This window comes from Undibacterium pigrum (assembly GCF_003201815.1).
GTDB classification, from domain to species: Bacteria; Pseudomonadota; Gammaproteobacteria; order Burkholderiales; family Burkholderiaceae_D; genus Undibacterium; species Undibacterium pigrum.
The window spans coordinates 77,837-91,577 of sequence record NZ_QJKB01000009.1 but is presented as its reverse complement, the minus strand read 5'-3'; the positions used below and the strand labels follow the sequence as shown (position 1 = coordinate 91,577).

The window sequence follows — 13,741 nt, the reverse complement described above, 5'->3', positions numbered from 1 at the left end:
CTTTATTGATCTATCTGCTTTTTCCAGTCCGCATAGTTTTGCGGCACATTCGCGTCTGGCACCATGATAGTTGACAGACTTAGTTTGAGTGCAGCCAGTTCTACTTCTGTATCAGTGTAATTGGCAGACAAGGGCAGACTGAGCAGCTTGTCCTGCAATGCAGAAAATTGCAAGGATGGATGCTGGTCTGACAAAGCCTTTATCGCATGCTCATTGGCCTGATTCAATGCGCCCTTGATGGCATACACAATCAGGTTATAGCTGTCTGGCGAGCGCGTCCAGCTGACCTGGCGCGCAAACTGCTGACGCAAGCGGCTCAACATGCCAGCCAGTGCACTGGTTTTGCCCCAGACATTGGCAACCATGATGCCGTTCTCCACCAGATTGGCATGACAGATTGCATAAAACTCTGCCGTATTCAATTCCGCTACCAGGCCATTTTCGTCATAGGCGTCCAGCAACAGCACGTCAGCATCATAACAATTGTCCTGCAAATGGGTCACTGCGTCGCAATGAATGACTTGCAGGCGTTCATCATCCGGTGGCAGCATGAAGAGATCACGCATGGCGATCACGTCGGCATTGATCTCCAGCACCGTGATGCGGCAATCTGGCAAATGGCGGTAGCAGTATTTAACCAGTGAGCCACCGCCCAGGCCTATCAGCAGGATATGGCGGGGCTGCGGGTGAAACATGAGCAAGCCCATGACTGCGCGCGAGTAGGCGCACACCAGCTCATCCGGTGCATCCAGCTTCATCGCGCTTTGCATGCATTTAGGGTTCAGGTACATGATGCGCAGATTGCCATCATCGAAATGAAAGGGGTGGCCCTCATGTACTTTTTGTATTTCTTCGAGACGGCGGATATGCGCGCGTTCAGCCGCCGGCACCTGTTTCAGAAACAGGCTGGACAGGCTTTGCCGGGTTTTTTTCATATCCGCCACCTTTATGTATTTAACCCGCCAGTTGGGCCTTAAGCGCCGCAATCTGGCTCAGCAATTCACTGTTCTCAGTCTGCAGATGCATAACTTGCTGACGCAGGCTGCTGATTTCATCAACGCTGCTGCTGGTGCTGTCTTGTCTGCCTTCCATCACTGCTGGTGCGGTGGTTTCACTGGAAGCAGAGGCAACAGGCTTGGCTGGCGCTTTTTGCTCGCGCACTTTTTCCCTGACCTGGCGGGCGGCCTGTTGTAATTCTTTGCGGCCACCAGCAACGGCGGCTACCTGATCTTCATTGGGCAGGGAAGCAATTGCTGCTGCTGCACTGATGGAGATAGTGCCATCGCGCACGGCCTGCACCAGTTCAGGTGCTGCGGCTTTCTGGATTTTCTCTATCTGTACCACGGCATTGCTGCTGATACCTGCCAGGCGGGCGATTTCCTGGCGACTTTGCGTGGGCTTGACGACAGGGACGGCGACTTCGCTTTCTGCATTGTCTGATGGTGCCTGTTCTTCCTGCGCCTTCATGCGGGCCAGCACGATTTCCTTTTTACGCAGGGCCAGCATGCCGCGCTGGAAGTCGGTCACGCTGCGGCGACCCAGATGATTGTCTATCATCCACAATTGCACGTCTTCGATATTGCTGAAGTTGTCGTTTTGAACAATATTGTATGGCAGGTTATGGCGCTGGCAAATCGCATAGCGGTTGTGCCCATCAATCAGGATTTCACCCCAGCATACCAGGGCGTCACGACAGCCTTCAGTCAGGATACTGCGTTCCAGAGCAGTGAATTCATGCTCGGTCAGGGGGTCTATATAGGCGCGCAAGGCCTCATGAATGATGATACTCATACAATAATATCCAGGCTGGAATTTTTCGGGGAAGGCGGCATTGTAGCCGAGAACAGGCGCGACACCGTTGTCAGCGGGTAGCACGTGTACAATACTGGTCTTTCGGCGTAATCTTTCAGGTGCAAGCTGCCCTATAGAGTACGCTCATTTTATACACCATATTCGTTACAAAGATTGCCATGGATGCAATGCATCCACAGCCGCAATTTCCAAACGCACTTCATGACAGACAGGAAAAACCAGCATGATGACCTATGAAGAATATCTGGATGAAGTCACGACTTTAATGACAGAGAGATTTGACCTCAGCGATGATGAAGCCATCAAGCACGTGATGCGCGCCCAGGCCGCTGACTTCTTTACCCTGCACGATGACATTCCTGACATGCGCACGCAAGAGCGGGCAGAGCAGGATGCCAAGACTATCTACGACATGCGCAATAAATCGCGCGGTCACGCACCAGTCAAACTGGTAAAAACTGGCGGCAAGCCACGCAAAGCCTGAGCACGCTGACCGGATGAAAACACCAAAACGACTGCAACCCCTGCAGGAAGAAGGTTTGATTGACGAAGTCATGCGCCAGCTCATGAGTGGCAAGGAAGCCACTGTATATGTCGTGCGCTGCGGCGAAGAAATTCGTTGTGCCAAAGTCTATAAAGAAGCCAGCCAGCGCAGCTTTAAAAATGCTGCGTCATACCAGGAAGGCCGCAAGGTCAAGAACAGCCGTCAGGCCCGCGCCATGGAAAAAGGCACGCGCTATGGCCGCAAGATGCAGGAAGAAGTCTGGCAAAACGCCGAAGTCGATGCCCTGTATCGCCTGGCTGCTGCTGGCGTTAAAGTCCCCAGGCCGTATATCTGCCATGAAGGTGTATTGCTGATGGACCTGGTGACAGATGCCGATGGCAATGCTGCGCCCCGTCTCAATGATGTGGAATTGACGCCAGAGCTGGCGCGCCAATACCACGCCCAGTTATTGCATCAGGTTGTGCTCATGTTGTGTGCGGGTGTCATCCACGGCGATTTATCTGAGTTCAATATCCTCGTTGATGAAGAAGGCCCGGTGATTATTGATCTGCCACAGGCGATAGATGCTGCCAGTAATACCGAGGCTGGTGTCATGCTGGAGCGCGATGTCAACAATCTGGCGACCTACTTCGGCCAGTTCGCACCTGAGCTCAATGGTACAAAGTTTGGCAAGGAAATCTGGAAGTTGTTCACCGCAGGCTTGTTGACACCTGAAACCGTGTTGACAGGCATCGTTGCACAAGATACTCGTCCGGTTGATCTGGGCGCTGTCATGGAAGAAATTGAATCTGCCATCTTTGAAGAAAAAGAAAGGCAAAGGCGTTTGCTGGAAATGTAGACGTTTTTCCTTGTAATAATTCAGAGCAGTCAAGGGAACTCTTGCCAACAGTCTTTGTCCATCCTGAACACTGGTGTATCGGTAGCACAATTGTTTAGCACAGGAGAATTTGCATGATCAAAGGAAGTTGTTTTCATCTGCGCCACGTCAGAAAAGAAGATGTACTGCCCATGCTGGAGTTAATGAATCACCCTGATGGCAAGGGTGATTTTTTATCCCAGGAATTGATGTTGCCCGGTGTGGCAGAGAAAAAATTCGAAGATGAATCACGCTCCAAAGAGCAATTCGAAACTTTTCTGATCATTGATGAAAACAATAAAATGATAGGGCGCGTGTTTCATTTCAAGACTGTGCCTTATTTTAATTCCCGTGAAATTGGCTATGGCATGTTCGTCAAAAATTTGCATGGCAAAGGCATCATGACTGAAGCTGTGAAATTGCTCAGAAATTATCTGTTCAATACCATGCTCATCAATCGCCTGGAAATTCACATGAATGTAGATAATATCGCTTCAGAAAAAGTGGCGATCAATTGCGGCTTCCAGAAAGAAGGCATTGCACGCGGTGCCATATTCACTCATGGCAAACACAGGGATATCGCCATGTATGCCTTGCTCAGGGATGAGTGGGAAAAGCTGGCCTGACTATTTTTTCGTCGGATAAATCTTGAGCAAAGCCGTGTTGATCTTGCGCATTTGGTCGACGCTGACATCCTTGCTGCAAACGATGTAACGATTCAAGCCTGCAGGCATGCCTTGCAAATCCATTTGCGTGGTCTGGTTCAGGCTTTCTTCCTTGTCCTTCAGGTATTCCCAGTCTTCCCTGTCTATCAGCATATAGGATGCTCGGTTAGCTGCCACCATGCGGGCCATAATCATGGGCAGGGTGGTACTGCGCTCGATCTTGTTCCTGGTGGTGACGAACATGGCGTCGAGTTCAGGGCCATAAGAGACTGCATCGACTATGCCCAGCGTCAGGCTGGTATCGGACATTAAAGATTTCAGCGTACGGTGCGCTGCCACCAGCTTTGTAGCAGCCGGGCTGACCAGTAATGTATGTGGCGGGTCCGTATGAAAAGGCTCGGAAAACTGTACCAGTGCTTCCCTCTCGGCGACTCTGTACCAGCCAAATGAACAGTAATTTTTAGTACCACCAGAAAAATTACTCCAGATGCGTTTGGCTGGCTCTTCGACAAAACGGGATGGAATTTGTGCCGCATTGAAAATCTGTTTGGCACGTTCCAGCAAAATGCCTTTCTCTACACCGTTGTCCAGGTATTGATGTGGCGGCTTGATACGCCAGGCCACCGTGATAGGTTCTTGTGCCAGGGCAGTGTGGCTGAGTAGCCATAAACCCGCTGCGCAAGCTAAGTGATAATGGTTCATTGTGTTGTCGCCAAAAGTTTAAATCATTCTAAGCGATCAGATGAAGCTAGTGCCTGGTTCAATGCAGAATTAACATGAAATATGAGAAGTATTTGCTGTAGAGATACATTTTTGTTTGGCACTGACAGATAAAGCATGATGCCATACGTAAAAAAGCCGCAGCATGCACCAGGCATGCTGCGGCTTAAGATAAATCAATTACTGACGAACTGGTTTCTTCGCACCTGTTGCGGCGCTGGATTTAGCTTTGTAAGCAGGCTTGCCATTATTGGCAGGGAAGCCAGGTGCTTTCTTGAGATTGGGAGTCGCTGCGAAAGGGAATTTCACAGCAGATTTCTTCTCTGTGCCTTCAGTTGTTTCATTTGCTGCGGGGCTGGCAGTAGTGCTTGCTTTTGTTGCGGATTTTTTGGTAGACACGGTTTTCTTCTCTGATACTTTTTCTGTAGCCGCAGTAGTTGCATTACTTGTACTGCTTGCGGCCGGTGTTGATACTGCGCTTGTTGGAGCTTTTGGAAGTGCGGCAGTTGCAGTAGCTGGTTTGGCTTCGACTACAGCAGGACTGCTTGTTGCTTTTTGAGTTTCTACCTTGATGGTAGCAGGTTTTGCTTCGGCTTTGACTGCTGGCGTTTTACTCGCAGACTTGGCAGCAGTTTTGACTGGGGTCTTTTCTGCTACTTTCGCTACAGGCTTGGCTTTTGCAGGTGTTTTAGCTGGTTTGGCTTCTGCTTCTGCCAGCAAGGTCAATTGCTTGGTGGCTGCGATAGGTTTGGCTGCAACAGGTTTCGCAACAACCGGCTTTTTAGCGGCTGGTTTGGTCGCGACTGCAGGAACAGCTTTGGCCTCAGGTGCTGCTGCGCTTGTTGCTGTTGCTACCGTGATGGTCGGGATAGTCAGAACAGCAGGGCTTTGCTTGCTGACGATTTGCCATAATTCTGCCCTGGTGCTGCTGGTAATGCTGGCCAGTTCGCGGCCATAGGACAGGATTTTTTCCAGTTGTGGCTGACCATGGCTGCGGCTCACATCCAGCAGTTCTTGCGCTTGTTTGACTGCAAACAATTCACGTGTCGCAGTGTTGGCGTTGTCCAGGGATTGTTTGGCAGTATTGAAATTCAGGGCGATCAGTTTTTCCAGACCACCAAAGGCTGTTTGCGACCATGCCTGGAAGACGGCGATTTGCGTCGCCAATTGATTCTGGGCAGCAGATGATAATTGTTCAGTAAGCAAAGACATGAAACTCTCCAGAGTGGGTGAAATTGAAGCAATGACAATGAGTAATGCACTGAATAAGCAAACAAGTAAGCCAGGGAATAAACCAATAAGAATTAAGTAACAGGGTCACGTAATTCACTTATTCTTAAAATTTGGCGCAATGCAGCATTTTTTACCAAATTGCATTCTATCGCTTAGCTGCTTAATTTGTAAGCATTATTTTTGCATTGCAATATACGCTGGTAATCTAAGCTTACAATTTTTTTTAATCTCGCTGTTTTGCTCGCTTACAATCTGCGCTTTCTTTATTATTTGCAGAGCTAATCATGCAGCAACAGACCGCTTCAGCAGTAGATCAATACGCCGAAATCCGCCAGCGTTTACGTGAATTTGTTGCTGAGCGCGATTGGGCGCAATTCCATACTCCCAAGAACCTGGCGAGTGCGCTAACGGTAGAGGCGGCAGAATTGCTGGAAATCTTCCAGTGGCTGCCAACCGGCAAGGCAGATGAATTGAATGAAGATGCCAGAGTCGCCATACGCCATGAAATGGCTGATGTACTTAATTATCTGGTCATGCTGGCCGATGCACTGGATGTAGACTTGTTTGCAGCCAGTATGGAAAAGATAGTCTTGAATGGTCTCAAGTACCCGGCACTGCAAGTGAAAGGCGATGCAAGGAAATACACTGAATATGGGACAGCCAGCAAAACTGATAAGCCTTAATTTTTGAGGCTGGTTTTTCCACCACTCAGGGCTGCAAAATAAAACATCAATGAGGCCAGCGAAAATAACAACAGGCAGCCCAGGATAGGGTAGGGCGACTTTGTCTGGTGTATAAGGCTGGCGATCAGCAAAGGCCCTGCCGCCTTGGAAAACAGGGCGGGGCCTGACATAGCGCCTGAGATGGCAGCATAGTTTTCTGTGCCAAACAGGGTTTGCGGTATGGTGCCACGCACGATGGTCAGAATGCCGTTGCTCAAACCATAGAGTATGCAAAACAAGGCAACTGCCCAGGCTTGTGTTCCCAGTAAAATCAAGGTCAGCAAGGCAGCGGGCAAAGCTGCAAAAGTGAATTTACCCACAGTCTGCGGCAAGGCATTGCGCGCCATGGTCATCTCGCCTATACGGCCCACCACCTGCATGGGCCCTATCAAGGCTGCCATCAGCACCGCCAGCTTGGCTGGATGCCCCATTTCCTTTAATAAGGGAATCAGGTGGACCGATAGCGCTGAGAAAACAAAACTATTGGCAGAAAAGGCAAATGCCAGTTTCCAAAATGTGGGATGCCGTATTGCTTCATGCAGGCTGAAATTTTTCTTTTGTGTTGTTGCGGCCTGCACTTTTTCTTCTGTATTTTTCTTTTGCAGTAACAGATGCAGGGGCAGGCATAGCAGAATCTGCGCCAGGCCGTAGGCCATGTATGTGTCACGCCAGCCCAGCAAGCTATTCAGTTGCTGTGTCAGCGGCCAGAATACTGTGCTGGCAAAACCACCAAACAGCGTCAGGGTAGAAATCGCCTGACGGCTGTGTTCTTTGAATTGCTGGGTGAGCGTGGCAAAAGCCGCTTCATACAAAGTCATGGCCATGGCCAGGCCAAGTATGCTCCAGGCAAAATAATACATGGGCAGGCTGTGCGCCTGGCTAAGCAAGAGCAGGCCTGTGCCGCAGGTCAGTGAACCCAGGCCCATGATGAATTTGCCGCCATGGCGATCCAGCAGGATACCTATATAGGTTGACACCATGCCAGCCACCAGCAAACTCCATGAAAATGCCGCAAATACCAGCTCTGAACGCCATGTCATCTCGCGCTGGATTTCTGGTGCCAGGATGGCGATGGCGTAGTAGAGCGACCCCCAGGATAAAATTTGTGTGATCGCTAGTATCGCAATAGTCTGGTAGGCGTGGGGCGTATGCTTCATTGAGTGTTGCGGTTTTGGCGATGGGTGATACCTGCCAGCCCTGCTCGGATGAGAAATCTTTGCAGTGCCTGGCAGACAGTGAATTATTGTGGTGGTTTAACCGGGTCTTCATCTGGTTTTTTGCCACTGCCTTCCAGCTTGTAAAACAGCAGGCACATGGCCGGTGCAAAAAACAGCCACAAAAATACTGTCCACATTTGCGACTGTTGTTCACCGGATGTAGGCAGGGCAAGGTAGGCTTTATTGGGATCTGTTGACGATACATACACCTTCAGTGCCGCACCGACGACCAGTTCTGCCGGTTTCAAGCCCGTCATTCTCAATACATGCTTGGCTTCGCAGCGGGTACAGATGGGGGAAATGGTGTCGGTAGTCCTTTCCACACCATTGAGGTTATAGCTATAGGTCAGTTGTAATAACTGCTTGTTGAAACTGCCGTTGACGACATAACCGGGATTATTGTCTACTTCGTGGACCAGCAGGACGAGGGTGCCATCAACCTGCTCGAATTCGCTGACAGGTATCCGCATGGTATGCAGCTTTTGAAGATTGTCTATGCCAAAATAAATCGAGATGATGGCGCAAATAACGACTAGGGTTCTGACTATCATGTGTGGTCTACGTGTTTTTTTGAATGCCTGGCGAGATTTTACCCCGCATATGGTGACTTTACTGCTGAAGCGACAATATGTGTCAAATGTCTTGCATGACAGCTGGATAGGCAAGTTTATTTGACAGGCAAAGTTTCTGTTTTTTTATTGATGGTGCTGGCGAGCTTGACTGGCATCCATCCAGGATTGGCGGCTTCCAGTTTTTTCCAGAGCGTGACATTGTTGCCCAATTCACCAAATACCAGTGCCTTGCTTAATTTTTTCTGCGTGATGATAGTCCAGGTTTGCATGTCATCGCATTTACCTTGAGTAAGCTGGACATTCAAGGAAAAGCTCAGGCTCTTCTCTTTGCCAGGTGCAATCAGGCGGCAGTAGGTATTGTCTTTACCCGTTTCAAGGACATAAGCCTGTTGTTGTTCATCGTAGTAGGCCACGTTTTTTTGGGTTTGTAGATCATCCCATTCATTCGCTGCCATACTGCTGGTTTGCAGCAGTTTTCCCTGGAAGTCTGTACGCTTGATCGTCAATTTATTGGTTTTGCTGGTCTCTACGCAGTCTATAAAATGGCTATTGGCCGGTGCATTGATCAAGTCTGGCGATGGGCAAAGTATATCTTCACGTTCGCCGTCGACGCTCATCAGCTTTACGGTAGTCTCTGCTGCCTTGCCATTCTTGGTTTTGGCATACTTGCTGCTTCTGGCGACGAGGATGTTCTTGTCGTCAATCACATTCACCAGATCGTAGTCCAGGATAGACCAGTTATCGTAGCTGATGAGCCAGAGTTTTTGTGGCTTGCGCAAGGCATATTGCAGAGTTTGCTCGGCAGCAGGAATGCCTGGATGTGATGCTTCTTGCGCGGCCTTGCTTACCTTGAGCCAGTTACTCAGTTGCAGGGCTTTGCCTTCGCCTTGATTTTCACAGCCTTGCAAACAGCCAGCCACAAGTAATGATAGCAGCATGGCTGCTATCCAGTGGGGCGCTGACTGGATGTTAATAGTGGGTTGTCGGTGTAGTGGCAAACTGGTTCTCTATGTCGGGGGCGGAGTATCTGGCGACATTGTAACGCTTGACTTGCCCCGCATCATAGACAGTATCAGTTTAAGTCCAGGCCGAGTTGTAAATTTGCTTCCATGGCTATGGCTGCAAAGTCATTGTCGAACAGTGTGGATGCGACTCCCATGGCTGCAGCAATGACACGCATATCATGTTCACTGATGGCAAATAGCCCGTAGCGGAATTGATATCCCCAGTTTTTCACACCTGCAGAAAACTCCAGTGTCTGCAATAAAGGCAGGATGCTGGCTTGCCGGGACGCAGTCCAGGCCACATCACGCCGGTAAGGATGAAATCCACCACCCATGTCAGCCTGATAGGCGTCACGCGGTTTGAGTCTGCCTATGGCTGTAAATGTCTGCAAGCGGATCTTGCTGCCAAAGACCTGGCTGGGTGAGTAGTACACGACGATGTCGCCAGCTTGCATGCGACGCAGGGGCGCTGCCTTGCCATGGCAGACTTGCATGTAGCCATCTGCCTGACCACGCTGTACGTGGTCGGCAGAGGCAACAGCGATCCAGTAACGGGACTGTTGAGTGCGCATGATCAGGCCGGGGCAAAAACACGCAGGCGATGACCGTCAGGGTCCTGGGCGACAAAGGTGTAACCAAAATCCAGCTTGCATGGAGTCTGCTCTATGGCCAAACCACGCGTAGACCATTTGTCGTAGATGCTGTCTACCGTGGTATTGTCAGCAACCGCAAAGGCCAGCTCACTGCCACCCACAGACGTGGCAGCAGGTTCTACCGTATGCCTGGCCCACAAACCCAGCATGACGCCAGACTCAAGCTTGAACATGGCAAAAGTAGGGGAGGCCTCTATGGGAGCACGGCCCAGTAATTCACTGTAAAACTTTGCGCTGGCTTCCGGGCTGCTGACATACAAGAGTGCAAAATTTGGATCAAACATGATGGTCTTCCTCTATAAGTTGGATTAGGCATTGATGTAGTTGCTCAAGGCCTGGCCATCTTATCGCTGGCGAGTGTCAGTTTCTGTCAGTAGTGTTTGCGGAGGAAGGAGCTTAATAAGGAACATGAGCGACATCAGGCAGATGCCGCTCATGGGATAGGCAGAGGAAGCGTTTATTTTGCCGTGCAAATGAAGGGATACTCGCGATTGTCTATCAGGGGCTCAACGCCAAAGAAGTCATTCAATACCGATTCAGCCGTACAGTAGGCACCTTCTACCCAGGCCTGGTCATTCGAATAGGCTTCACCGACGATGAAGATATTGGCGTCAGCACCTGGTATCAATTGCGAAGGTTTACGGATTTTTTGCTGTACATCGCCAATGTCATAATGCGCTGCCCAGGCATGGTAGCCAGCATTGAAAGGTGGCAATGACCAGTCGATATAGGCTGCATCCAGCGGTTCTGGCACTGAACTGTAGTCAGCGTTCGGGCCAAAATGGATATTTGCCAGTTGCTTGCGCAGCATCTTCAGCATACGGTCCGGCACTTTGCGCGGGCCTTTCAATGGCTCGGTATTTTCAGACAGGGGTACATGTCTTTGCTGTTCTGGCCCCAGTTCCAGACCTTGCCAGAATGTCGTAAAGGCTTCATCGTCATAGGCTGCCAGCAAGCCATAGACAGGTTCTGTGGTTTTATCGAGGGCGTTGTTACCAAAATACACGACCATGCGCACAGGATTGTCAGTCACACTGGGGCCTATAGTATTGCGGGCAGAAGTCGTCAGGAGCTGCCCTTCATGTGGCACGCTCAGTCTCTCTTGCAGGCGTTGTTCAACGGCCTTGAGCAAGCTGGTGTCGCTGGAATAGGGCGTATTCATGATCTCTGGCTGGCCTGCGGCTGCAGGCTGGGCCAGCTTATCCAGATAGCTTGCCGGAAAACCCTGCTCTGCCAGTTGCGCAATCACGTCCTTGGTGACTTCATAGCCGCTGAGTTGCGGCGCATAGGCTGCCTGCGTCAACCACCATGGCTCTTTGAAGAACATGCCTATCTTGTAGGAAGGCTGCATGATGCTGGACTCCATATACAACTGTACTTTCTGGTGATTCAGCACATCCAGTCCAGGATGGTTTTCATAGCGAGTGGCCTGCGCCACCAGTTCCAGTGCATAGCGCGGCATGGCCAGCCAGGCTGCATCGGTTTTGCCGCTGCTGGATTTTTTGTTGGGGTCATCCCGGTTGGCGATGCCGTAATGGATGGTGTTGTCAATTTCCAGTATCGAATGCAGGCGGCGGTTAGGCTGGTAATTGAAATGCACACCTTTGTTGCGGGCCAGCTCTGTGATGGCGGCAAACAAGGCCTTGAACATGCCGGAATAACCAGTGGTCAGGGTCATGTATTCATTGCCGGGGGTGAACTCATTATTGGCCTGGAAGGCCACGGCAGCATTCCAGTTGATGACATTCGAGGTATAGCCATTACCATCAGCAGCATAGTTATAGCCTTCAGATCCCAGTTGATCAAACATCAGGTTCCAGTAGCCTATGTCTTTCAGCTTGTCGCCTTTCTGGAAGACGGACGAGGCGGGTAGCTCAGCAGTGATTTTGCCGTGTTGATAAAAGTGATCCCATTCCTTGCGGGTTTGCGGGCCAGTGGTTGCCGTGACAGCCAGATTTTCTACCGTGGTAAAGCCCTGATTCGGTGAAACGCTGGCAGCAAAATTATTCACGTTATAGGGGGCAGGATTGAATGAAGTCACATCATTCAGGTAAAAATTTTTACTGCGTAAATAGTAGAGTGGATTATCTGATTCATTGAATGGCACGACGTATTTATCCAGCCCCAATTGATGGATGACAGTGGTCACCAGCCTGTGTCCCGGTGCCTTGCCATTATTGTGATTTTTTGCCTTGGTGTCCCATTCAGAATAACGCATGCCGCCCAGTTCTACATAAGACTTGCCGGGATCATTCTGGTAATGCCAGGTACAGACACGTGCACCTGGAGCGCGTGAGCCATTGTCATCTTTACTGAAGTCATATTGACCCCAGTCATACAGTTCCAGTGTGTCGCCTTTTTCCAGCAGCTTGTTCTTGTCACTGCTCTTGCCACTGAGCAGACGCCAGGCGGTGTACAGGCCGGCAGCACCGGCACCGAAGATGGAATAGGTTTTGGTTTTCATGATCTTGCTCACTCAAGTTTGGGTTTGAACTGCATGAAGCGCTTGTCATCGCGTGTTGTTCAACTGCGCAGATGGCGCTGCTGTATTACTTCAACTGCCTGAAATATTTAATGCCTGTTGCAAAGTGCGAGATATCAAATGGGGTATGCCCATCCAGGCTCAGGTCTGCCAGGATTCTGCCCAGCAAAGGTACGAACTTGCCTGCCCAGCCTGTGGCATAGATGACGATGTCCTTGTGTCCTGGTACATAGGGCGGTGCAAAGTCGACGATCAATTCTTTATTGGCGATCTTGCTCAGTGCCACCAGGCAGGTAGATGTGTAATGCGGTACCGGGTCCAGACCGCGCATATGATTTTTTACCCAGGCAGCGGTATAGCCCAGTTCTTCAGGATTGGGGATCAGCGTGCGCTGTTCTGGCGAATTGAGTGGAGAGATAACAAAGTCAGATGCCACCCGCACATAGCCAGGATAATTCCAGCTCACTTCAGGGAAACCATAAAACTGGTTGCCATTGTCGCCAACAGGATTCTGGAATACAAACCAGGTGGGATATTGTATGCGCGGATCTGTTTTTTTATAAAAGGCAGAAGCCATATTCCAGTAAGTGGCCGCTACCTGGAACTTGAGCAGTTTGAACACCGCATCTGCATAAGGACCAGGCACCAGCACCAGTTTTTTTGCAGTGAAATTGCCAACGGGAGTAGTAATCTCAAACTGCTCATGACGGTGCTCAATTTTTGTGACCGGTGCTTCTTCTTTCAGTGTCACATAGCCAGATCTGCGGTTCCAGTTATACAGGGTCTGCTGGGTCGCTTTCAAATCTATGCTGGCCCCCTGCGGTTGGAACAAACCTGTATACGTGGATGGCAAATCCTTGAAGTGATATTTGCTTTCCAGTTCTGCTGCGCTTACCTTGGCATAGGGCACATCCTGCGCCTTTAATGCCAGTTCCGCCTCCCGTATATTACCCTCGGTGGAATGCACGTCAGGGTCGCCAAACCACAGAGTGCCGACTTCATCCATCAAGGGTACGGGTGTCAGGCTTTGCAATTCATCCCAGTATGGGATTGATTGCTTGACCAGTTTCACCATGTATTCATCGGGATAGGGAATGCGGAACTGGCGCGACACGCCGGCAGAGCTGCCTAACTGGTTAATGAAAGTAAATTGCTCGAGCACCAGGGTCCTGGCTTTTCTTTTACTCAAGTGATAGGCGGTGGACAGACCCATGGGGCCACCACCGATGACGACGACATCAAAATGATTTTCATTGTCCATTTGCTTGCTCTCACTTCTCTCACTGTAATTTCAGTTGTC

General features: G+C 50.2%; 15 protein-coding genes. 4 read left to right on the top strand and 11 right to left on the bottom strand.

Translation table 11 applies throughout. The features are described 5' to 3' along the window. Window positions 1–2 precede the first annotated feature (2 nt). Complete coding sequence (locus DFR42_RS22000) at window positions 3–935, bottom strand: fused MFS/spermidine synthase (RefSeq protein WP_110257203.1); 933 nt, start codon at window positions 933–935, stop codon at window positions 3–5. Between the two features lie 19 nt (window positions 936–954). Beyond that, window positions 955–1,791, bottom strand: coding sequence for a ParB N-terminal domain-containing protein (locus DFR42_RS21995; RefSeq protein WP_110257202.1), 837 nt, complete (start codon window positions 1,789–1,791; stop codon window positions 955–957). 247 nt (window positions 1,792–2,038) lie between these two features. Here DFR42_RS21995 and DFR42_RS21990 point away from each other — a divergent pair, with 247 nt between their 5' ends. The 3 genes from DFR42_RS21990 (at window position 2,039) to DFR42_RS21980 (ending at window position 3,799) form a co-directional block, all read left to right on the top strand. Next, window positions 2,039–2,296 (top strand): hypothetical protein, encoded by a 258-nt coding sequence (locus DFR42_RS21990; protein WP_110257296.1) that lies wholly within the window; start codon window positions 2,039–2,041, stop codon window positions 2,294–2,296. Window positions 2,297–2,309: 13 nt separating this feature from the next. Beyond that, the gene (locus DFR42_RS21985) at window positions 2,310–3,155 is read left to right on the top strand and encodes a PA4780 family RIO1-like protein kinase (protein ID WP_110257201.1); all 846 of its coding nucleotides are present in this window, start codon (window positions 2,310–2,312) and stop codon (window positions 3,153–3,155) included. Window positions 3,156–3,268: 113 nt separating this feature from the next. Then, on the top strand, window positions 3,269–3,799 hold the full coding sequence (locus DFR42_RS21980) for a GNAT family N-acetyltransferase (RefSeq protein ID WP_110257200.1): 531 nt from the start codon (window positions 3,269–3,271) through the stop codon (window positions 3,797–3,799). On the opposite strand, the gene DFR42_RS21975 is transcribed toward DFR42_RS21980, so the two are convergent. Both DFR42_RS21975 and DFR42_RS21970 read right to left on the bottom strand, forming a co-directional pair. Then, window positions 3,800–4,540, bottom strand: coding sequence for a transporter substrate-binding domain-containing protein (locus tag DFR42_RS21975; protein WP_110257199.1), 741 nt, complete (start codon window positions 4,538–4,540; stop codon window positions 3,800–3,802). It lies immediately after the preceding gene. Between the two features lie 198 nt (window positions 4,541–4,738). Then, window positions 4,739–5,770 (bottom strand): TIGR01841 family phasin, encoded by a 1,032-nt coding sequence (locus DFR42_RS21970; protein ID WP_110257198.1) that lies wholly within the window; start codon window positions 5,768–5,770, stop codon window positions 4,739–4,741. 305 nt (window positions 5,771–6,075) lie between these two features. On the opposite strand from DFR42_RS21970, the gene DFR42_RS21965 reads away from it, so the two are divergent. Next, the gene (locus DFR42_RS21965) at window positions 6,076–6,474 is read left to right on the top strand and encodes a nucleotide pyrophosphohydrolase (protein WP_110257197.1); all 399 of its coding nucleotides are present in this window, start codon (window positions 6,076–6,078) and stop codon (window positions 6,472–6,474) included. Here DFR42_RS21965 and DFR42_RS21960 read toward each other — a convergent pair. The 7 genes from DFR42_RS21960 to DFR42_RS21930 form a co-directional block, all read right to left on the bottom strand. Further along, on the bottom strand, window positions 6,471–7,670 hold the full coding sequence (locus DFR42_RS21960; protein ID WP_110257196.1) for an MFS transporter: 1,200 nt from the start codon (window positions 7,668–7,670) through the stop codon (window positions 6,471–6,473). The genes DFR42_RS21965 and DFR42_RS21960 overlap by 4 nt on opposite strands. An 83-nt stretch (window positions 7,671–7,753) precedes the next feature. After that, window positions 7,754–8,281: a hypothetical protein gene (locus DFR42_RS21955; protein WP_110257195.1), complete on the bottom strand. Its 528-nt coding sequence runs from the start codon at window positions 8,279–8,281 to the stop codon at window positions 7,754–7,756. Window positions 8,282–8,397: 116 nt separating this feature from the next. Beyond that, window positions 8,398–9,240 carry a hypothetical protein gene (locus tag DFR42_RS21950; RefSeq protein WP_110257194.1) on the bottom strand — a complete coding sequence of 281 codons (843 nt, stop codon included), beginning with the start codon at window positions 9,238–9,240 and terminating at the stop codon, window positions 8,398–8,400. Between the two features lie 134 nt (window positions 9,241–9,374). Beyond that, the gene (locus DFR42_RS21945; protein ID WP_110257193.1) at window positions 9,375–9,878 is read right to left on the bottom strand and encodes an EVE domain-containing protein; all 504 of its coding nucleotides are present in this window, start codon (window positions 9,876–9,878) and stop codon (window positions 9,375–9,377) included. Between the two features lie 2 nt (window positions 9,879–9,880). Continuing rightward, window positions 9,881–10,243 (bottom strand): VOC family protein, encoded by a 363-nt coding sequence (locus DFR42_RS21940; protein WP_110257192.1) that lies wholly within the window; start codon window positions 10,241–10,243, stop codon window positions 9,881–9,883. A gap of 173 nt (window positions 10,244–10,416) precedes the next feature. Further along, window positions 10,417–12,423, bottom strand: a complete 2,007-nt coding sequence (locus tag DFR42_RS21935; protein WP_110257191.1) for a flavin monoamine oxidase family protein — start codon at window positions 12,421–12,423, stop codon at window positions 10,417–10,419. A gap of 85 nt (window positions 12,424–12,508) precedes the next feature. Next, window positions 12,509–13,702 (bottom strand): FAD-dependent oxidoreductase, encoded by a 1,194-nt coding sequence (locus DFR42_RS21930; protein ID WP_110257190.1) that lies wholly within the window; start codon window positions 13,700–13,702, stop codon window positions 12,509–12,511. Window positions 13,703–13,741 lie beyond the last annotated feature (39 nt).

What these genes read in the sequence shown, in the direction of transcription:
- DFR42_RS21960 (WP_110257196.1), bottom strand. Translation starts at nt 7,670, where the DNA reads ATGAAGCATACGCCCCACGCCTACCAGACTATTGCGATACTAGCGATC.
- DFR42_RS21985 (WP_110257201.1), top strand. Translation starts at nt 2,310, where the DNA reads ATGAAAACACCAAAACGACTGCAACCCCTGCAGGAAGAAGGTTTGATT.
- DFR42_RS21945 (WP_110257193.1), bottom strand. Translation starts at nt 9,878, where the DNA reads ATGCGCACTCAACAGTCCCGTTACTGGATCGCTGTTGCCTCTGCCGAC.
- DFR42_RS21990 (WP_110257296.1), top strand. Translation starts at nt 2,039, where the DNA reads ATGACCTATGAAGAATATCTGGATGAAGTCACGACTTTAATGACAGAG.
- DFR42_RS21970 (WP_110257198.1), bottom strand. Translation starts at nt 5,770, where the DNA reads ATGTCTTTGCTTACTGAACAATTATCATCTGCTGCCCAGAATCAATTG.
- DFR42_RS21955 (WP_110257195.1), bottom strand. Translation starts at nt 8,281, where the DNA reads ATGATAGTCAGAACCCTAGTCGTTATTTGCGCCATCATCTCGATTTAT.
- DFR42_RS21935 (WP_110257191.1), bottom strand. Translation starts at nt 12,423, where the DNA reads ATGAAAACCAAAACCTATTCCATCTTCGGTGCCGGTGCTGCCGGCCTG.
- DFR42_RS21950 (WP_110257194.1), bottom strand. Translation starts at nt 9,240, where the DNA reads ATGCTGCTATCATTACTTGTGGCTGGCTGTTTGCAAGGCTGTGAAAAT.
- DFR42_RS21940 (WP_110257192.1), bottom strand. Translation starts at nt 10,243, where the DNA reads ATGTTTGATCCAAATTTTGCACTCTTGTATGTCAGCAGCCCGGAAGCC.
- DFR42_RS21930 (WP_110257190.1), bottom strand. Translation starts at nt 13,702, where the DNA reads ATGGACAATGAAAATCATTTTGATGTCGTCGTCATCGGTGGTGGCCCC.
- DFR42_RS22000 (WP_110257203.1), bottom strand. Translation starts at nt 935, where the DNA reads ATGAAAAAAACCCGGCAAAGCCTGTCCAGCCTGTTTCTGAAACAGGTG.
- DFR42_RS21980 (WP_110257200.1), top strand. Translation starts at nt 3,269, where the DNA reads ATGATCAAAGGAAGTTGTTTTCATCTGCGCCACGTCAGAAAAGAAGAT.
- DFR42_RS21995 (WP_110257202.1), bottom strand. Translation starts at nt 1,791, where the DNA reads ATGAGTATCATCATTCATGAGGCCTTGCGCGCCTATATAGACCCCCTG.
- DFR42_RS21975 (WP_110257199.1), bottom strand. Translation starts at nt 4,540, where the DNA reads ATGAACCATTATCACTTAGCTTGCGCAGCGGGTTTATGGCTACTCAGC.
- DFR42_RS21965 (WP_110257197.1), top strand. Translation starts at nt 6,076, where the DNA reads ATGCAGCAACAGACCGCTTCAGCAGTAGATCAATACGCCGAAATCCGC.